This window comes from Bacillus sp. PK3-067 (assembly GCF_056738645.1).
This window is the reverse complement of sequence record NZ_CP096490.1, coordinates 1928434-1947727: the sequence shown is the minus strand read 5'-3', so window position 1 is coordinate 1947727 and position 19294 is coordinate 1928434. Positions and strand designations below refer to the sequence as shown.

Genomic DNA, 19294 nt, shown 5'->3' with positions numbered 1-19294 from the left:
TGGGTTTAACTCATACTCATGTTCTTCTCTTTATGAAAGATACTATAGGTACACCCAATTGAAAGAGAGGGATGTACATGCGAAGAAAGAGAAATCATCATTTTAAAAGTGGTGAAAAAAACGAAGAGTATGCAGCTGAAATATCACCAGCTGGCATTCCAATTAGACATAAGCGTAAAGAAATTGCAAATGAGATAGAAGGTACAAATACCGGTGCAATGGTAGGCTATGTCGCTTTATTTCTTTCGTTATTCTCCATTGCTTTTTATCCAGTTACGCTCGGCTCCCTAGCAATTTTAGTTGGTCTATTAGCTGTCAATTTCGGAGCAAGAACACTTGGATATACAGCAATTGGTTTTGGTAGTTTTTCTGTTTTATTCACTTTATTTTATCCGCTTGCTTTGTCAGCGTTTTAAAAAAACACACCAAGTCATGCTTGGTGTGTTCATTCATGATACAACATAATATGGCCGCATCCACAACAATGTTTCGCTGTAATTTCTTGAAACACTGGATAATTTTCTTCATCTCGATGCTCAATAAATACTTTTTCAAATCGATACATGTTTGGTGCATATGCCCAATCTTGTTTCGTACGTGCATATAACGTTGAGGAAAAAAACTCCTCACCGCCACAAACAATACATGTGTTCTTCATCAATACCCCTCCTATGCTTGTCTTACTTCATCTATATGAACATAAGCATAAAAAAAAGACCTTCTATTACTAGAAAGTCTTCTCTGAAACAAAAAGAAATGTACCAAACATTCCTACTCCGCTATATTCTTTTGAAACACCAGCTTCTGTTTTAAATGTTTGCTTTACAGTCATAAAGAATACACCATTTCGTGCATCTGTACTTTCAAATTGTAGTTTTTCTTTTTTACCATCTACATTTTGCGTGCATTCAAAACTACTCTCATTACAATTCAACGCATACTTATCCTGTACATACACTTTAAAATCTGATTCTTTCGGACAAGTTATAAGTAATATTGCCACGAGAATAATACTTATAATACCCACAATTGTATAATATTTCTTCATTTGTACTCCTTTCAAATGACAAGAAAACTTGACTTCATACGCCAAGTTTTCTTAGTCAACAACCCATTGCCACTCTTGTTCTTTCTTATCAAAAATGAGCCAACCTGTTTCTGTTGCTTCCTCTTTCAATTCATCGATATTATCTAACACCTCATCCGTACTTTCATACGAACCAACTACATATACCGGAATTTCAAGACCTCTTCTTGACTCAATCTTCCCTGCTAGATCTATGTAAAGACCATCTTCCATTAGTGGAATAAGTCCCATAATCAATTCTTTTGAAATCGCTGGGAAAATTTTTGATTTTTGGAAGAAAGAAAAACGTTTCTTACCGAAAGCACCGAGTTTATACGGAATGACTTTACTTAACATTCCTACAAAATCAGCAATTCTACGATAATACACTTTGTTGTACCATCCGTCATCATGTGAAAAATAAACAAATCTATTTTTCAACAGCGGAAAGAATGTTCTTGCAAGTGGTTCTTTTTTGTGAGCCAAATATAATAATTCTGCAATTTCTTTCGGCTCTAATTCATCTAAATCGCTTGCATCATCAAAATCTACCCAACAAAATTCATCAAATTCATCAATCTCTGCTTGAATTAACTTATGTATATTTTCTTCCTCAACATATTCAAATAAAGTATGATAATGAAAATCCGTCCATTCAAAGTTGTGCTTTAAAAGCAACACTTGATGAAGCGGTGAAGGGATGTTACTCGCAAACTCTTTAAACGTAATTCCTGATGTAATAAAACAATGACCTCGACGATTACCATTAATATATATCATATTCTTTACTTGGTCAGATCCTCCAGACAAAGCACCTAGCCACCTTCGTTTTATATGTTTCAATTCTATAGCATATTTTAACATGAAAAATTTTAGAAACATAGAAAAAACTTCAAAAACTATTTACAATTTCATGTGTTTTATTACATAGTGATTACAAGAAAAAACGCCTGCTCATAAGCAGGCGTTTTTAAAGGATTTCATCAGGGTTTTGATGATGATGATGATTTCCCTCTTTCTTTTCTTCTTTTTGGAACATCGATTGAATTTTATCAATTGTTTGTGGAGCTAATTCAATCATTTTTTCTGCTAAATGTGTCGCATTTTGTAGATGCAGAATATTTACTCCATCTTTATTCACCACAAGAAATGCTACTGGTGTAATCGAAACACCACCCGCGCTACCGCCACCAAATGCAGGGTTACCGTTCGCTCTTTGTCCATCATTCGTTTGGAAATCAGAACCTCCTGCTCCAAAACCGAACGCTACTTTAGAAACAGTTAACACCACACCACCGTCAGCCGTTTGAACAGGCTCTCCAACAATCGTATTTACATCAACCATTTCTTTTAAATTTTCCATTGCTGCTTTCATTAACCCTTGAATTGGATGATCCACCGTTCATAACCTCCTTTGTCATATCTTTCCTAGTTTTTCCGAAAGTTTGTGAACTAAACATAAAATTTTATATTGATTTCAAAAAACTTAAGTTATAATATTTAGAAAAATAAAAAAGAGGTCGATTCGTTATGATGCGAAAATTAACAAAGAAAGATCATGAACAAGTATTCGCTTATCTAAAAGAAGAAGCAGCCCTTAACTTGTTTATTATTGGAGATATTGAAGCTTTCGGTTATGACACAGATTTTCAAGAATTATGGGGAGTATTTAAAGAGAATGGAACATTAAAATCAATTCTACTCCGATTCCACGATTCATTTATACCCTATAGTAAAGAAGAATTTATTACCACTGATTATGAGGCACTTCTTTCCGCATATAAGCCACTTAAACTCTCTGGTAAGTCAACTATCGTAGAACAATTTGAAACTGCTTCAAATATACAACTAGGTACTAAAAATGAAATGTATTTTTGCGAATGTCTAAATGACAACAACTTACCTAGCACACCAATTCATGAAACAATTAAACTTGCCTCACTAGATGATATAGAGCGAATTATGAAATTACGAAGTGACATCGCTGAATTTCCGACTACCAATGAATCAGAGAAAATATTAAGGCAGGCTATCGAAACAAATACAGGACGCACATACTATATTGAAAAAGATGGCGTGATCATCGCATCCGCCTCTACTTCCGCTGAAAATTCATTATCCGCTATGGTAGTTGGTGTATGTACACACCCGAATTATCGCGGAAATGGTTACGCTTCACTCATATTACAAAAAATGATCCAAGACTTTATGAAAGAAGACCGAACACTTTGTTTATTTTATAACAATCCAGCTGCTGGACGAATTTATAAACGACTAGGATTTAAAGACATTGGAATGTGGACGATGTATCGATAATAAGAAGTACTCTATAAGAGGAAATAGTTGTAACTTAGCAATAAAAGCCGATTACACAAAAACTTCACACCGTTGTTATGAAGAAACTACTTGAGGAGCGAGGACTCTAACTAAAAAATGGTATGCATTCAAACTAAATTTAGACAGATAAACGCCCCAATTGTTGCATCTACTCCAGCAATTGAGGCTACCTGTTTATTCTCAAATTCTTTCCGCTACAAATAGAAATATTTATGAAAGATTTATCTCACTTATGTCACTATTATCTTTACGTGCAAATGCCCTTCTTAATATTACTGCTTCTTATTATACTTTACTTTAAAATCAATATATTCCTGTCTCGCATCCTGATTATTACCTTGCTGACTATCAAAATATGTGTGTATCTGTGATATATATTTTACTAACTTGCCTTCATCATTTCTCTTCTTATAATTCATTACGATACTTACTTGTAATATCTGCTCTAAGCCATTTTTAGAATCTATATGCAATGCGATTGATCCACCACCATATTCATCATATTGTATTTTCAAGTTATCATTAATAATGCTCTGAAAATCTGATTCAGTTAATTTGTATCCAACAGTACTAGGTTGATCAAACTTTTTTATATCACCTTTGGGCTTCATCTTTAGTTTCCCTATTCCTTTTAAACGATCTACAATTAAGTTCACGTATGAAACATCTAGATTTGAATCCGGACTTTGCACCTTTTCATTTTTATACATAATATTTGTACTATAATTAACTTCTTCTTTATAATTTTTATTATCTACTTCCGAGGTAATTTCTTGTGTTGTATTTCCATATAAACTTTTATCTTTCGTATTATATATGCCTTTCGAAGTTTGATAGATTGTTTTACTGTGCTCTCCATCTTCCTTTTGCTCATATGTACTATATATACCTCTTTGTTTCACATACGCATATCCATCATCACTCGCAGACATAACCGTTTTCATGTCACCTTCATCCAAAGCTTTGACAAATGGCTCATACTCTATCTTCGTCTCCCCAAAACCACATCCACTTAATAAACTTGATACTATTAACAGAACTATCATCATCCTAGCTTTCTTCTTTAACTTCATACTGACACCCCGCTGATTTCTCTAGGCATTTTTAGGTTCATTACATTCCCATTTTGATAGTAATATAGTTCACCTTTACTTACCGGTATTTATTAACTCATACAGATTATATTGAAGATACTTTAATTTTTAATAGCATTGATTTATATACAATCCTTAATTGCTTATATATTCTATTCGAATTTTCAGAAACCAAAACTTATTTTATTTCTTTAGTTTTCTTTTTTCCTTCTCTTCATAAAGCTTTAGTCTTTTCTGACGTTCCCTTTCGTGTTCCTCCCATGAAATATAAAATGATGGAAATTTAAATCTACAATAGGCTAATAATTGGAACTCTGCTGCACCTATGGCTACCGCGTACATGATTAGAGTTCCTCCCGCATACAATCCTAAAATATTTTGTGTATAATCATTATGCACATAAATTAAAATGAGAAGAGTTAACACATAAATTAGAGCACACTTAATTGCAGTCCTCTTTGTTTTACTAAAAAATGAAGAGGACTCTTCTCCCGTATTAAATGCCCCTTTACTTGCCTGTCTAAAAGTATCAATAGTCGCTAAAATATGTAAAATGACTGCACCTAAAAATAATAACCCGACATACATTAATGTAACTTGATCAATTGAATAATTTGACGCTCCTGGAATTATCAACATTGTAAATGTTATAGTGCCTAGCTGAAACGCATATAATAGTACCACGAGTGTTTGTAGTTTCTAAAATTTAAATGGCATCTTAGGAAACAAATAAATAATAAAAAAAATTACTTGAAGACTATAAAGCACTAACTCAAGGCTAACAATTATTTTATCAAAGAGAGTCGGGTAATAACTCCAACCAAACCTTATTAACCCTCCAATATGAAAAAACATTATTAAAGAAATAAAAAACATCGTTCCAAACATAAATCCTGTCGCCCAATCGGGACTTAAGCGATTCTTGCAAGTACTTTTAAATTCATTTAAATCTTCTTCTTTTATATTCCATATATAATTACACCATCTTTTCTAAAATCATGTAATAACTCTATTTTTGTAGACAAACTAAGAGTAAATAAGTGTTTTTGGTATTTCATATTAAACTAGCCTTTTTTACTTTTTTTAACAAACACAAAATACAGCGATAGCATTAGTATTAAGCCTATTCCACAAACCAATACACCTCCATATTCTTTCTGGTATAAAAAAATAAACATAGTAACAATATAGCTCGGTATTGACAAAATAATGAGCCACTTCCCCAGAAACTCTGCTATTTTATATAGAATTAAAAAGATAAACATACTCCCCACAATAATAGGTGCTATTACACTTTCAAATAAACCTTTTTCTTTTTTTACAGCTTTAGAATCTTTATTCAAGATATTACATTCCTCCCTTTACTAGTTAATTTATGAATAATGTATTCATTCTATCTTCAATATAAGTTTACAAGTATCATTTACAACTTTCATTTCAGTTTTTGTTTCGCTTTTGTTCTTTCTCTCTTATTCTTTTTCTATTTGCTATAAATTCTTGGCGTTCCTTTTCATGTTGTTCCCACGTAATATTAAATGATGGGAATTTGAAGCGACAATACACTAACAGGACGAATTCTGCTGATACTACAGCAAATGTATATAATATTATTGTTTGTATCACATAAATTGCCATTTCATCAAATGCATAATTAAGGTTTAAAAAAATAAATACAAGTAGAACTATTACAATGATTGTCATTCCAATCAATAAATATAATTTCGTATTAGTAAAAAACGAGACAGCCTTTCCTTCCAATTTATATCCCCCATGCTTTGCTTTTCTAAAAACATCAATCGTTGCCACAATGTGCATACAGATTGCACCTAATAGTATTAAACCAACATAAACCAGTGTTTTATTATCACATGGAAAATCAAAGATTTCTTCCACCACCATAGCCATAAATGGTAATGTTGCTAACTGAAAAGAATAAAATACAGTCACAATGGTTTGGAGTTTCTGTAATTTAAAAGCAATTTTTTTAGACATGAATAACATTAAAAAAACGAACTCCAAAATATACAATTTCACTTCAGTTTGTACAACCATCTTCTCAAAAGGAGTTAAAGAAATCTTATCACCATTCAGCAAAAAAATTAAAAACATAATAAGCATGGGTATAGAAGTATATGCAAAAACTCCTACATAAAAGATTCTTATATAATCCGGACTTAATCGATTTCTATTTTCAATTTTAAAAAGACCCATATCTTCTTCTCTTATATTCCACATTCAGTTTTTTCACCTTCTATATAGTTTAAATAATTCTCATACACTTAAATTCTATTTCACCCTTATTTACTTTTCGTTTTGAATTTTTTATTTTGTTTTCGAGTTCTCCCACGCATTCTCTCATTTTCTTCCCAAGTCATATTAAATGATTTAAATTTGAATCTACAGTACACCAATAGCTGGAATTCTGCTGCACCAACGGCTACTGTATATAGTAAAACAGTACCTATTACATATCCAATAAAAGTATCAAACGTATAATCATTATGAAAATAAATCAAAATAAGTAGGATTAATGCGTATATTAAAGCCCCTTTCATCATAGTTTCTTTTGTTTTACTAAAAAAGGAAGCGGATCTTTCATTCATGCTAAATGCACCTTCACTTGCCTGATTAAACGTATCAATCGTTGTCACAATATGAACAATCACTGCTCCTATAAATAAGAAACCTACATATACTAATGTAATCTAACTTTTTAAGTACATTCATCTTTGTGTAACTAAATTTAGATAATCTTTTATGTATAATTACCGTACATAATCAGAATGCTTTTGATAGTTCAAATAGCCTTCTTTCTCCTCAAAAGCTCTAAATATTCTTCTCTCTTTCACTTAAGCATATCCCTCATACTCTATTTTTGTTTCCCCGAAACTGCACTCACTTAGTAAAAACATTACTGTCATCACAATTGTATCGAGATAATATAGCTCTTTAATTTTATCTTCAGAAAGGTGATAACCTCCCATCAACAATATGCTAGGAGGTTATTACAGTTATTTAAAATTTGTTTTTTATTTTAATGGATTCGATTTTTGCAAATAATAATGTTATTTAATTTGAGAGAAGCGAATACTAAAAACATACTGCTTAATAACTCGTAATTAAGTCTTCACCCTCATATCTAGGGTCTTTCTCAACTTTACCATCTTTTGTTTTGATGATTTTTAGTCTACCTAACCACTCTGCTCCGTTATATGTCTCTTCACTTACCCATACATTATGCTTTTTACCATCTACCTCAACTACTAGTGTGGGGTGTGTAAACATGAATTCCTTCTCTACATGCCTACCTACAATTTCTGCATGTAATGATGTACCTTCTTCAACTAGTTTACTATTTTGATACCCTTCGATAATAGGTAATCCAATAAATACAAAGAATATCAGTCCAAATACGATTACTTTCTTCTTTGTACTCCATTTATTCTTTTCTTTCAATTCCTTCTGTCTCGCTTCTCTTTCTTCCCGTTCATCCAAACTCTCATTTAAAGCATCTTCCCATGCCTTAATTTCCGCTTCGATTTCTGCTTCAGCTCTTGCTAGTTTTTCTAGTTGTTCATCGGTTGCTACCATCTCATATGAGTTATCTCCAACCAAACGAATTTCAGTACCATTTTCTTTTACTTTTCGCAAGTCTTTTTCTGTACAATTAAACTCTCGAATGATTTCCCCTTGTGTGTTTACCAATCTAACGTAAATGTTTTTTTCTCCTTCTTCTTAAACATCTGCACTCCCCCTTATTTGTTTCCTATCATAGATAACCCTATTGCAATTAAGAGAAAGAAAACGATAATAAGGAAAGTCTTCCCTTTGCTTACTGGTGTTGTAGAACCTTCCAAGACAGCCCATATAAAAATTGGGAAAAGAAGAATACCTAGAAGAATATCAACTAACTTTTTGCTACTCTTCTTTAGTGGTTTTTCTTCTACTATCGGTTTTATCTGAACAGCTTCTTTTCTTATTTGTTTCGCTTTCTTTTTCTTGCGTCTATGATTCACCCAACTTACTCCTTTTAGAATAACTTTTTCCTAACTATAAAAATACCGAAATATCCCCATTTTCCATTTTATAAACCTGTCCAGATATTACAAAATCTGTGGCTTTAATGGCGCCATCCAAAGGACCATATTCATTTATAAGACTGCGGCAATTCTTCATATTGGTCCCGTATACGTACTTAACCACATCCTTATTTAAAACAGGCGCAGGATTTAAAGCTAATACGTTTATATTATCTTCTTGATGTCTTAATGCAACTGTATTCGCTGCTCCGCCACCTAAAGAGTGCCCTAGTAAAGTTATCTTCTTTCCTTTATTACTCGCCTTGACTTTTTCATAAAATTTTTCTGCTTGACTATACTGAAATTCCGCTAATGATCCCAATATAGGTGAATTAGTTAAATTATGCAGCCAAATTGCTCCATCGGTTGCTAAATAGCCTATTTGGCTCGGTTGGTTTCCAACGTATACAATGAAAATTTCATGCGTGTTTCTTTCCTCTAAAGCATATGCCCCAAATCCAGTCACTGAATGAATATCATCAGAAACTATAAGATTAGCATTAAAGTTGTCTTGTAACTTCTGTTTATTTATTATTGGATCAGAATTATTATATTTTTTTCTTGTCCATTATAATCATAAATATCTCTTGCCGATAATCTTAATTTTCCTACATCACTACTTAATTTATAATCTTCCTCGTTCACCATATTCTCCCCCTTATATATTAATGGCTTTCTTTAAATTTCTTTTCATATTGTAAGTAATCTTTTTTTGATTTCCGATTATTTTCTTCTTTATTATGTAAATATGTTGTTATTTCTTGATCATGCCTAATCATATTATTTTCTTCATTTCTTTGTTTATAGCCTATCGAAATTGTTATCTCTGTTATTTCCATCGGATTTTCCTTTGTATCCTTAGCAGAATTAAATTCAATTAGTAGTGTTGCATAACTAAACTTCTCATACTCTAATCCTAAATTCCCATTAAATAGCTCTTTAAATTGAGTTTCTGATAAATTATAGCTTATCGTAGCTGGTTGGCTGAAGCTTTTTTTATTCACATTTGGTTTCAATTCTTTTATTCCTTGCACTCTATTGAGCATTAATTTTATATTAGACATATCTCCCCCTCGATTTGAAGCTTCTAGCTGTCCATTTTCGTATCTTATATCTGACTTGAATACAACTTCTTCTTTATATTGTGGGTTGTCACTATGTTTTTCATCCTCAACTGGAGTATTGACTTTCTTTTGTGCCTCACCAAAAAGAATATTATCTTTAATACTATAAATACCTTGCGTTGTTTGATAAACTACTCCTATTTGCTTATTATTATCCTCAATAAAAGTGCTATCCCTAACCTCTTCTTTCACATACGCATACCCATCATCACTCGCAGACATAACTGTCTTCATGTCCCCTTCATCCAATGCCTCTACTAATCTCTCATACTCTATCTTTGTCTCTCCAAAACCACATCCACTTAATAAACTTGCTACTATTGACAGTACTATCATCATCTTAGCTTTCTTCTTTAACTTCATACTGACACCCTTATTCAATCAAAATAAGCTTTCCTCTTTCCATTTTGGAAGAGGAAAGCTTATTTCCTTTTAAATTTATTTTTTTCCCTTTATTTCTAACTCTTGTGCTTGTTGTTGCTTTTTATTTTTTTCAATTACTTTTTCAACAAACTCATTCCGCCACATTTTAAACTTAGCTGCGAATTGACCTTCAATTTTATTTCGATACCCTTCAAATTTAACCTCTGCAATATCCGTGTGGTTAAATAATTTATACGTCTCTTCGGTTAAACCCACTGGATGCAACACTCCGCCATAATCATAGAATGTGTTTTCATCAAGTAATAAACCTCTCGTAGTAATTACATACTCCGCATCTTCCTCTTCTTTAAGACCCAATCTTACAACACTGCCTAAAGGTAATACTTTATCCATATAGTCTTTCATATTAATTCACTGTCCCTTTTAGTACGCTAATTTTCTCTTCTATTTTTTGTCTTTTTTTCTCTAATTGACGGATACGATCAATAAATGCCTCACGTGTTTTTCCTTGTAATGTGCTATCAATACTACTCTCTAACCTTCTAATATCTCCCGTTAAAGATGCAGCTGCTTTTTCCAATTGCACTACAACGTTTATAATTTGTTCTCGTCCACCACTAGCTGGAAATGTACTATGAACTCTTGACATTATCGTATGTAAATCCACCTTCATACCCCTCTCTTTTAAATTTATAAACTTGGAGTTTTAATAATATGAAACTGCTCCTAATTCTTCGTCTTTTGCAAACATAGAAAATACCGCTTCTGAAACATCGTCGTTTAATTGTTTTAAATCTTTCGATAACTCCTTCACATCTTTAGCAATTTCACCTAATAAAGAACGGTTTATCCCCCTACTGTTATCATTCATAAAGAGATTTAACAATGAGTGACGATGACTTAATATATGTTCAGATACAATTGCAGCTACATTTGTATCAACTACAAAATCTCCTTTAAACAAATCTAGTAAATCTTGCACGTAAGAAGCTGCAACTTCTTTTGCAATATCTAAAATTTCACTTGTAGCTAAATATACTACAACACTTCCAGCTAAAAAATTTATAGCAGTATTAAATACAGACTCTAATACTTCTAAAACTTTTTCCTTACATTTCGCTAAAGTTGTTTCAATCCATTCTACAGCGATATCTACCGCTCCTTTTATTTCAACTGTAGCCATTATACTAAATTGGATTGCTTCTGCTGTAATTTGGGATTTTAGCCCTTCATACTTTGTATTTAATCTTGAAAAACCTTCTTGAACTATATCTTTTAGCTTTTCAAGCTCCTTGCTACCTTGCATAACGTCCGAGTACCATAATATCCCACCTAAAATAGTAGAAATTGGCGTTACGCTTAGTATCAAATTAATTGCATTTCCAGCTATTTTTTCTTCCTGGATAGAAACTTTTCTATGAAATACGTCATTTATAGTTCCTGTATATATTGCACCAGTAGATTGGGAAAGCTCCAGAATCCCCGGAATAATATCCCACCCTGTATCATTATCACTTGCTAGTTTATCAATCCATATTAGATGTCCATTCTCATCATAATCCTTCACTGTAAAAGCATATGAGTGACCAGCTTGATTCGGAATTTTATACATTCTTCCCGGAAGTGTGAAGTCTGCTGCCTTTATCCCAATATGTAGTGGATCATTCTGATTAATGATATTCCGAACATTTTTCATATCAAAGCCATTACCAAACTTATCTACATCTCGATTTAAAACTGGTGCTGGATTTAGCGCCAAAACATCAATATCGTCTTCTTGATGCCTTAATGCTACTGTATTTGCAATACCTCCGCCCAAAGAATGTCCTGTTATACTAATGGTTTTACCATCAGCATATTGTTTCACTTTTTCGTAAAATGCCTCTCCTTGATCATATTGTTTTACTTCTAACTCATGTTCCCAATCATTAAACACTAATTTATTTGCATTGGTTAAATTATGACCACCTATCTCCGCATCCACTACTACATCACTATTATTGTCTTTTCCAGCTTCCGTTCCAACATACGAAATAACAACTTCTCCTGTTTTATTATCCTTAAAGGCATAAGCTGCAAATCCTGTATCTTTATCCACTTCAACTTCTATAAGTGTTGCACCAAATTTTTCTTCTAAAGTATTTATGTTTAATTCCCTGCCGTTTTCTCCTGTTTTATTATATGGCTCTTCGCTGTTATTGAAACTATATATATCTTCTCCTGCTAGTTTCAATTTCCCCCAATCCGAAGTCAATCTATAATTTTCTGTCTTTTCCACACCTTTCGTCAAACCACTTCACCTTCCCATTTAATTACTTATTTTTATATTGTTTTTCATAATTTACAAACTCTTTCTTAGCTTCCTGATTGTTATCTTTTTTACTACTAAAATAAACATATATTTGTTGACTATGCGTTAACATTTTACCTTCATCATTTTTCTTCTCATAGTCAATTGAAATTGTTAATTCTGTTATTTGCATTGGGTGTTTTTCATTGTCTATTGAATCGTTAAAGTTAAGTACAATTGATGCATTTTCAAATTTATTATATTGCAATTTTAATTTATCATTAATTATTTCTTGAAATTGTGCTTCTGTTAAAGTAAATCCAACTGAATTTGGTTCATTAAATTTTTTTCTATTACCATCTGCTTTCAGTTTTAAATTCCCTACACCTTGTAATCTATTAAATATCAATTTCACAGGAGAAATATCTAAATTTGAATCCGAACCTTGAAGTTTTCCGTTTTTATACATAAAGTTGGTATTATATTTTTCTTCTTCTTTATAATTAATATCCTTATGCCTATCCTTTATATCTTTTGTTTTACTTGTTATTTTTTGAGACGTTATTCCATATAACAATTTTTCTTTCAAATTATATATACCTTCAGTAGTTTGATATAGTGTATTATGAATTCTGTCATCACCATTTTTTTCTGTCGTAAAATCAATAACCCGTTCCTTCACATACGCATACCCATCATCACTCGCAGACATAACCTTTCTCATGTCACCTTCATCCAAAGCTTTGACAAATGGCTTATAATCTATTTGCTTTTCTCCAAAACCACATCCACTTAATAAACTTGCCACTATTGACACGACTATCATCACCTTAGCTTTCTTCTTTAATTTCATACTGTCACCTCGTTAGTTACTCTAGGCATTTTTAGTTTCATTATGTTCCCTTTTTGATAGTAATACACTTCATCTTTACCTAATGGTGCTTCGTTGCTTATATATTTTATGTTGAAGATACTTTGATCATTTAATGGCATTGCGATAATTGCTGCTGTTAGTTTACTTCTCATTTTCATAGGTAGAGCTTCACGATTTCGGTCCATGTAGTCGTGGTGACCTGCTAATACAAAGTAAATACCTACTGTACGAGATAAATCAATTAAAGTCGCTGCATCCTCCATTTCTAAATAAACAAATTTACTAAACTCTTCAACATTTGTCATGATAATGAGTTGTTTTGTGAATGCAGGAATTTCTCTACCTTCTTGTCTTGCTTGTGCTAATTCAAGAGCTCGTTCACGAATTACTTCCATCCAATACTTCGCATGCATATTGATTTCATTTTCGTCTACAATGTAGTGCGTCACATCGTCTTTATATTGAACGAAACTATACTCTGCTGTATCCACCAACGTCACACTTTCAAAATAATCTTTATTCAATTGAGATAGGATGCTAGATACAATTTGTTTTCTCATACTATCATCTACACTATAAATCATTAAATGATCATTCACTGCAATATCATGAGCTACAACTTCTACGTTTGCAAAATCAAGCCCCATTGGAATTCTTGCTGCTTGTAGAGCTTTTGTAACGTCTTTATTTTTACGATAAGTAGCAATATCAATCACTTCTGGCATCATTGGAATTGCCTTCGGACGTTCTCCATCCCATTCTCGATCCATATCATTTGCTTCTTGTTGTAATAATTGAATTTGCTGTAATTCATCTTCTGCTTTCGTAGGTAGTGCAACCTGGAATAATGTAGGAGATTCTAGTTTTATTAACGCTCTTCCTGCTGTTTCTTCCACTTTTATATCAGATCTCCCTACAATACTAGCTACTTCACTTTGATCAATCATATATAGGCAAGTTTGGATTTTAATATTATTGTACAATTGAATTCTAAGTGCATTTTGTCGCCCTGCACTAATTAAGGTATGAATTCCTAAACTTGCACCATCTCGGACAATTTGCATAATTAGCATTTCAAAGCTTTCATAGAACTTCGCTTCTTTTACTGCATCATAATTGTCGATTGCAATAATAATATGTGGTATTTCTTTCCCGCTTGCCTTTTCATACATTTCAATATTTGCAACGTCATATTCACTTAATAATCGTTTACGATTTTTCATTTCTTGAGTTAATCTTTCAACAAACTTTAAACATTTTTCAGATTCATCAATCGTAATCGTATCCGCTACATGAGGTAATCCTTTCAAAGGTAGAAGACCATTTGTTCCAAGGTCCACTAAATACACATGCAAATGCTCCGGACTATGCTGACGAGCTACATCCATAATGACTGATTGTAAGAATGTGGATTTTCCGTAGCCTGGACTTGAGAAGACCGCTACGTGTCCGTCTTTACTAATATCTAGTGTTAATGGTGTTTGTGATTGTAATTCTGGCTGATCTAGTAGACCAACTGTTGCTTGTAATGGTTTCTTTTCTTTCGTCCATGCTTCTTTGAACTGAATAGCATGTAAGTCTTGTAAATATACGCTTTCTGGAAGTGGTGGTAACCACGGTCTTGCTAACGCTTCAATTTCATTTATTTCTGCGTAATCGTGAATGTAGTCAATAACAGCATCCAGTTCAGATGGTACGCTTATTACTTCTTTACTGCTACCAAGGCCACTTAAATCTTCACTTAATATTTCATATTGTCCTAGATCATTTATTGCATAGATTGTTGCGTCTAAATGTTCTTTATCCTCTTTGTTTTCTACATAGTCTGCTCCGCTCCAGGCTGATTGGAATAGTTCATAAATTTCATTATTCCCAACTTGTAAGTAAGCACGTCCTGGTAATGTAATTTCAGCAGCATCTGGTGTTTTTAAAATTTCATTACTATCTGACGTATTTTGAACTTTTAATGCTAATTTGAATTTCGAGTTACTCCAAATTTGATCATCTACAACACCACTCGGTTTTTGCGTAGCTAATATTAAATGGATTCCGAGCGAACGACCGATACGCGCTGTTGAAACTAACTCTTTCATAAATTCTGGTTGTTCTGACTTCAGTTCCGCGAATTCATCACTAATTAAAAATAGATGCGGCATCGGCTCACTTACTAAGCCTTCTTTATACAGTTTTTGATACTGATTAATATGGTTTACATCATTTTCACCAAATAATCGTTGTCTTTTTTGCAATTCAGCTTTAATTGATGCGAGCGCTCTCATACTTTGTGCTCCATCTAAGTTCGTAATTGTTCCTAATAAATGCGGTAAGTTTTTGAATAAATTCGCCATTCCGCCGCCTTTATAGTCAATTAGTAAAAAGGCTACTTCGTACGGGTGGAAATTGACTGCTAGAGATAAAATATACGATTGTATAATTTCCGATTTACCTGAACCTGTTGTACCTGCTATTAATCCGTGTGGTCCGTGTGCTTTTTCGTGTAAGTTTAAGTTTACGATATCTTCTTTCCCACGTAATCCAAGTGGTACAGCTAAAGATTTATGCGCTGCATTTTTCTCCCAACGACTTGTGATATTCAGTTCTTTTACTTTTTCAACGCCGTACATTTCTAAAAATGTTACGCTTTCTGGAATACTATTTTTTAAGTTTTGCAAATGATTTAATGGTGCTAATGCCCGTGAAATATCTTCTAAATTGAATCCTTTTGGCACATGATTTAGTTTAAATTGACGGTTAACAAGTTCTCCTTGCTCTAAGATGATGTTCCCTTGTTTTGCATCTCTTATATCTATTACCGTTTTCACATGCTCCGGTAAACTTTGCATAACATCTTGTACAAATACAAGTGATACACCTAATTGACTCGGATCATCATTAAAGAATTCCATAACAACATGGTCTAATATTAGTTTTTCATCTGTAATGAGAACGACATAGTGCGGTGCAAAGTACATTTTTTCATTAGTAGAACTTTTTTCATCTAGTTTTAATTTTCGTTCTTTCAATATTTGATACAAACTATTTAACACTTGATCACGGCTACGATCATGGTATACAAATCCACGTACATTTATATCGCGAACACTTCCATGAGGTAACCAGCGCATCCAATCCCATTTTTCTTTTTCTTCTTCCGGAAAAATAGTAATAAACTGCAAGTCATAATAACTATGGAATAAAGCCGTTTGTGCAACTAATAATTGTAATTGCTCTAACACTAAAGAGCGTTGACCAATATAACCGACTGGTCCATTCATTAAATCTGTTACAACTGGTACATCTTCCAACGATAGATAACGCTGTCTTAGTTCACGTGCTATATCAATTAATTCATCTTTCGTTTGACTAAATTCTTCTTCATTAAATTGAATTTCAAAACTCGTATTAGCTTGTCCTGTTCCAACGCTAAATGTTAAGAAATCATGATGTAACATTGTTTTTTCATAAATTCGAGGATTTACTTGAACTGCCATATTACGTATTACTTCTACATTTGGATTGTGATAATGTAATGCGTGACGCTGTTTTTCACTTTCTGCATGTAAATCTTTCGTTTTTTGTTTTATATACTCTCTATAGCTTTTATCTCGTTCAACAATATCGACTTTATATTGCTTTAAATTTTTTATATACGATGTGACAGAAACAATGATTGTTACTAATGTCATCGCAATCGATGCGATAATAAACATTCCATATTTCATGAAAATAGCAAGTAATACAGTTACGACAATCATGACAAGTGAAGGTGCAATGATTCTTGCTAAATGCTCCGTTGGTTTTGATGGCATACTTGAAGGCTTTGCAATTGTCATTTTCTCTTCTGGTTCACGGTAAATAATACGTGGTGAACGATGATAGTCTGGATAACCACTTTGATAATTCGTTTCTGATTCTACTAAAATAGGTAACTCAGATTTCACTTTATCTTCTGAAGAAAGTACTTGAATGTCTTCACTACCAATCTCCAATAAAATACCATCAAAATATAATACGTCTCCTGATTCCAACATAACGCTATCTTTTAACTTCGTATAATTATGAAATACATCCCCGCCATACACGTTCACTTTAAAAGAATCGTACAACGTTTCGCGAGATAGCATTAAATCTACACTAGTCCCGGTAATAGAAATATCATCGTAATCGTTTTGACTCACTGTAAGAGAATGTTTCGTTCCGATATCAAACACTTTAGTTGTGCCAACAATAGATATAAAGATTTTCAAGCTCACATCTCTTGTTTTCCCAATCTCAATTTCCTTATTGAATTCTATTAATTGATCCTGTACCATCCAAGCATTTACTTCATTATTCCACTTTAACTCTACTTCTTGTTCTAAACTTGGATTCGTAATATCGTTTGTCCACTCTTTTCCAATCGACACTATTGATTGCTCATTTGGATGTAATGTGCACTTATATATTTTATCTCCATAAGTCAATACTAATAGTTGCTCCATCCGTGTTCACTGCTCCTTTTCAACTGTCTCATCAAGTGCTTACTCTTTTTTCTCTGTGTCCGACAAATTTTTATCGTTTGATGAATTGCCATATTTCTTTTTATATTCATCTAATTGTTGCTCATATGTTTTTAACTTTTGATCACGTTCTTCCCCTGATAAATCTGGATTATTTTTCAGTGATTCAATTTGTTTAACAAGGCCGTACATAATAAGCTGAGGATCATCAAGTGTCTTAGCTAAATCTAATGATTTATCAAAATTACCTTTTCCGTTATACATCCAATACAGCAAATACTTTTCATCACTTTTCAAACTAATGTTTTTCATAATCGATTTCTTTTGAGCTTCACCTAGTTTTTCAGCTGTAATATATGCAAATGCTAACTCATATTTAGATGCAATCGGTAATGATTCAAACTCCTCTTCATTCAATTGCGTAATGACTTTGTCATAATCAGTTGCTATGAAACTTGCATTTGCTTCTAACAATTTATTTTGATAAGGAAATTTTATAAAAGTGAAATATATTAAAGGAGCAGCTAAAATAACTGTCGCCGCTATGAAGGAAAAAGCTAAGTATTTAAATGATTTATAGCTTTTTTTAGGTACTAACTGCATATTTTTTTCTGTTTTTGTTTGTTCCTTCTCAAAGCTGTCATCAAGAAACTGCAGTAATGCATCTAAGCTTTCCATTTGAGCAACGGTCTGTTCAAATGTTGTTTCTTTTGCATCTTTTAGTAACCCAGCATACAAATCATCAAAGTTATGTTTTTGGGAGAATAAAGCAATAATTAGACACTTATATTGTGTTAAAAATTGCTCTTCTAATAATGGGGTTGGCGGAACAATATCTCGAATTCCTCTATGTATAATACTTGGTATTAAATTAGCATTAAAAACTATATTGTCTGGATGTAAAAAGAACGTGATTCGTTTATTTAAATATTTACGAAACTGCGCAACATTCCGAAGTAGTCTTAATTTCTCATTTCTTCCAAAACGGCTAAGATCGTCCCACTTATATAATTTTTTATCTACTTGATATAGAAACGTAAACATATCATCCGTTTCTTCTATTGTTAATGGTACAAATTCAGATGATTCGCCCGTAATTATATCGAATTGACGGAAGTCTTTTATACGTGTTTGAGATTTGGTCATCTCCAATTTCCAATTTTCTTTTTCTATTTGAAATTGATAGTTCATTGCATCAATTTGAATTATTTTTTCCGTCATGTTTATCCTCTTCTCCTTTTCTTTATAACCCGTAATAACTTATTTTCAAATAACTAAAAGTAAAAAATATTCTTTATAAAACTTGCAAAATATCTCCATCTGTTATTTGGTGATCAATTAAACGATCATTATCTGTTAAAACAATTGACTTATTTTTCACTTTAATTACAAAATGTGAACCTTCATGATTATCAATCTTTAGCGTATCTAATAAGTTTTTTAATAAATATTTAATAGATTGATGATTCGGAATACGCAAATCATATGTATTTCCATTCCATTTACTAAAATCTACTGTCACATTGATATGTGTTTGTATTGCCATC

At 32.5% G+C, this 19294-nt stretch carries 18 protein-coding genes and 5 pseudogenes; 2 read left to right on the top strand and 21 right to left on the bottom strand.

Annotated elements, in window-relative coordinates; all coding sequences use genetic code 11:
- The first annotated feature begins 77 nt into the window (after positions 1-77).
- On the top strand, positions 78-416 hold the full coding sequence (locus M1D73_RS10150) for a hypothetical protein (RefSeq protein WP_001253200.1): 339 nt from the start codon (positions 78-80) through the stop codon (positions 414-416).
- Between the two features lie 29 nt (positions 417-445).
- Here the strand turns inward: M1D73_RS10150 and M1D73_RS10145 are convergent, their stop codons facing one another.
- The 4 genes from M1D73_RS10145 to ytfJ all read right to left on the bottom strand — a co-directional run bounded on the left by M1D73_RS10145 (position 446) and on the right by ytfJ (position 2465).
- Entirely contained in the window at positions 446-658 is a 213-nt protein-coding gene (locus M1D73_RS10145; protein ID WP_000798747.1) for a hypothetical protein, read from the bottom strand.
- 69 nt (positions 659-727) lie between these two features.
- The gene (locus tag M1D73_RS10140) at positions 728-1048 is read right to left on the bottom strand and encodes a hypothetical protein (protein WP_000761174.1); all 321 of its coding nucleotides are present in this window, start codon (positions 1046-1048) and stop codon (positions 728-730) included.
- 51 nt (positions 1049-1099) lie between these two features.
- On the bottom strand, positions 1100-1876 hold the full coding sequence (locus tag M1D73_RS10135) for an oxalate:formate antiporter (RefSeq protein ID WP_000014087.1): 777 nt from the start codon (positions 1874-1876) through the stop codon (positions 1100-1102).
- Positions 1877-2036: 160 nt separating this feature from the next.
- Positions 2037-2465: a GerW family sporulation protein gene (ytfJ, locus tag M1D73_RS10130; RefSeq protein ID WP_000349990.1), complete on the bottom strand. Its 429-nt coding sequence runs from the start codon at positions 2463-2465 to the stop codon at positions 2037-2039.
- 131 nt (positions 2466-2596) lie between these two features.
- Here ytfJ and M1D73_RS10125 point away from each other — a divergent pair, with 131 nt between their 5' ends.
- On the top strand, positions 2597-3382 hold the full coding sequence (locus M1D73_RS10125; protein WP_000984753.1) for a GNAT family N-acetyltransferase: 786 nt from the start codon (positions 2597-2599) through the stop codon (positions 3380-3382).
- A gap of 293 nt (positions 3383-3675) precedes the next feature.
- On the opposite strand, the gene M1D73_RS10120 is transcribed toward M1D73_RS10125, so the two are convergent.
- From M1D73_RS10120 to M1D73_RS10040, 17 genes and pseudogenes are all read right to left on the bottom strand, one after another.
- Complete coding sequence (locus M1D73_RS10120) at positions 3676-4476, bottom strand: DUF3952 domain-containing protein (RefSeq protein WP_000768483.1); 801 nt, start codon at positions 4474-4476, stop codon at positions 3676-3678.
- A 204-nt stretch (positions 4477-4680) separates the two neighbouring features.
- Positions 4681-5469 (bottom strand): annotated as a pseudogene (locus M1D73_RS10115) (hypothetical protein).
- A gap of 92 nt (positions 5470-5561) precedes the next feature.
- Positions 5562-5840: a hypothetical protein gene (locus M1D73_RS10110; RefSeq protein ID WP_001030798.1), complete on the bottom strand. Its 279-nt coding sequence runs from the start codon at positions 5838-5840 to the stop codon at positions 5562-5564.
- A gap of 94 nt (positions 5841-5934) precedes the next feature.
- Complete coding sequence (locus tag M1D73_RS10105) at positions 5935-6732, bottom strand: hypothetical protein (RefSeq protein ID WP_121868339.1); 798 nt, start codon at positions 6730-6732, stop codon at positions 5935-5937.
- 62 nt (positions 6733-6794) lie between these two features.
- Positions 6795-7202: pseudogene (locus tag M1D73_RS10100) on the bottom strand (hypothetical protein); the annotation flags it as partial.
- A 400-nt stretch (positions 7203-7602) separates the two neighbouring features.
- The gene (locus tag M1D73_RS10095) at positions 7603-8148 is read right to left on the bottom strand and encodes a hypothetical protein (RefSeq protein ID WP_050418706.1); all 546 of its coding nucleotides are present in this window, start codon (positions 8146-8148) and stop codon (positions 7603-7605) included.
- A gap of 104 nt (positions 8149-8252) precedes the next feature.
- Positions 8253-8513: a hypothetical protein gene (locus tag M1D73_RS10090; RefSeq protein WP_121868340.1), complete on the bottom strand. Its 261-nt coding sequence runs from the start codon at positions 8511-8513 to the stop codon at positions 8253-8255.
- Positions 8514-8550: 37 nt separating this feature from the next.
- Positions 8551-9224 (bottom strand): annotated as a pseudogene (locus tag M1D73_RS10085) (lipase family protein); the annotation flags it as partial.
- Between the two features lie 17 nt (positions 9225-9241).
- A complete protein-coding gene (locus M1D73_RS10080; RefSeq protein ID WP_000768463.1) occupies positions 9242-10063 on the bottom strand; it encodes a DUF3952 domain-containing protein in 822 nt (273 codons plus the stop codon).
- A gap of 75 nt (positions 10064-10138) precedes the next feature.
- Positions 10139-10489, bottom strand: coding sequence for a DUF4176 domain-containing protein (locus tag M1D73_RS10075; RefSeq protein ID WP_000656382.1), 351 nt, complete (start codon positions 10487-10489; stop codon positions 10139-10141).
- 1 nt (position 10490) lies between these two features.
- On the bottom strand, positions 10491-10751 hold the full coding sequence (locus M1D73_RS10070; protein ID WP_000363098.1) for a hypothetical protein: 261 nt from the start codon (positions 10749-10751) through the stop codon (positions 10491-10493).
- Between the two features lie 39 nt (positions 10752-10790).
- Entirely contained in the window at positions 10791-12374 is a 1584-nt protein-coding gene (locus M1D73_RS10065) for a lipase family protein (RefSeq protein WP_000160313.1), read from the bottom strand.
- Positions 12375-12396: 22 nt separating this feature from the next.
- Positions 12397-13227, bottom strand: a complete 831-nt coding sequence (locus M1D73_RS10060) for a DUF3952 domain-containing protein (RefSeq protein ID WP_000768472.1) — start codon at positions 13225-13227, stop codon at positions 12397-12399.
- Positions 13224-17453: pseudogene (essC, locus tag M1D73_RS10055) on the bottom strand (type VII secretion protein EssC); the annotation flags it as partial. The gene M1D73_RS10060 and the pseudogene essC, both read right to left, overlap by 4 nt.
- A pseudogene (locus M1D73_RS10050) lies at positions 17448-17729 on the bottom strand (FtsK/SpoIIIE N-terminal domain-containing protein); the annotation flags it as partial. The pseudogenes essC and M1D73_RS10050, both read right to left, overlap by 6 nt.
- A gap of 39 nt (positions 17730-17768) precedes the next feature.
- A complete protein-coding gene (essB, locus tag M1D73_RS10045; RefSeq protein ID WP_000136611.1) occupies positions 17769-18968 on the bottom strand; it encodes a type VII secretion protein EssB in 1200 nt (399 codons plus the stop codon).
- A gap of 73 nt (positions 18969-19041) precedes the next feature.
- Positions 19042-19293, bottom strand: a complete 252-nt coding sequence (locus tag M1D73_RS10040; protein WP_001007571.1) for an EsaB/YukD family protein — start codon at positions 19291-19293, stop codon at positions 19042-19044.
- Position 19294 lies beyond the last annotated feature (1 nt).

Coding starts and splice junctions, on each gene's coding strand:
- M1D73_RS10060 (WP_000768472.1), bottom strand. CDS start 13,227: ATGAAATTAAAGAAGAAAGCTAAGGTGATGATAGTCGTGTCAATAGTG.
- M1D73_RS10105 (WP_121868339.1), bottom strand. CDS start 6,732: ATGTGGAATATAAGAGAAGAAGATATGGGTCTTTTTAAAATTGAAAAT.
- M1D73_RS10075 (WP_000656382.1), bottom strand. CDS start 10,489: ATGAAAGACTATATGGATAAAGTATTACCTTTAGGCAGTGTTGTAAGA.
- M1D73_RS10150 (WP_001253200.1), top strand. CDS start 78: ATGCGAAGAAAGAGAAATCATCATTTTAAAAGTGGTGAAAAAAACGAA.
- M1D73_RS10145 (WP_000798747.1), bottom strand. CDS start 658: ATGAAGAACACATGTATTGTTTGTGGCGGTGAGGAGTTTTTTTCCTCA.
- essB (WP_000136611.1), bottom strand. CDS start 18,968: ATGACGGAAAAAATAATTCAAATTGATGCAATGAACTATCAATTTCAA.
- M1D73_RS10120 (WP_000768483.1), bottom strand. CDS start 4,476: ATGAAGTTAAAGAAGAAAGCTAGGATGATGATAGTTCTGTTAATAGTA.
- M1D73_RS10140 (WP_000761174.1), bottom strand. CDS start 1,048: ATGAAGAAATATTATACAATTGTGGGTATTATAAGTATTATTCTCGTG.
- M1D73_RS10080 (WP_000768463.1), bottom strand. CDS start 10,063: ATGAAGTTAAAGAAGAAAGCTAAGATGATGATAGTACTGTCAATAGTA.
- M1D73_RS10125 (WP_000984753.1), top strand. CDS start 2,597: ATGATGCGAAAATTAACAAAGAAAGATCATGAACAAGTATTCGCTTAT.
- M1D73_RS10040 (WP_001007571.1), bottom strand. CDS start 19,293: ATGGCAATACAAACACATATCAATGTGACAGTAGATTTTAGTAAATGG.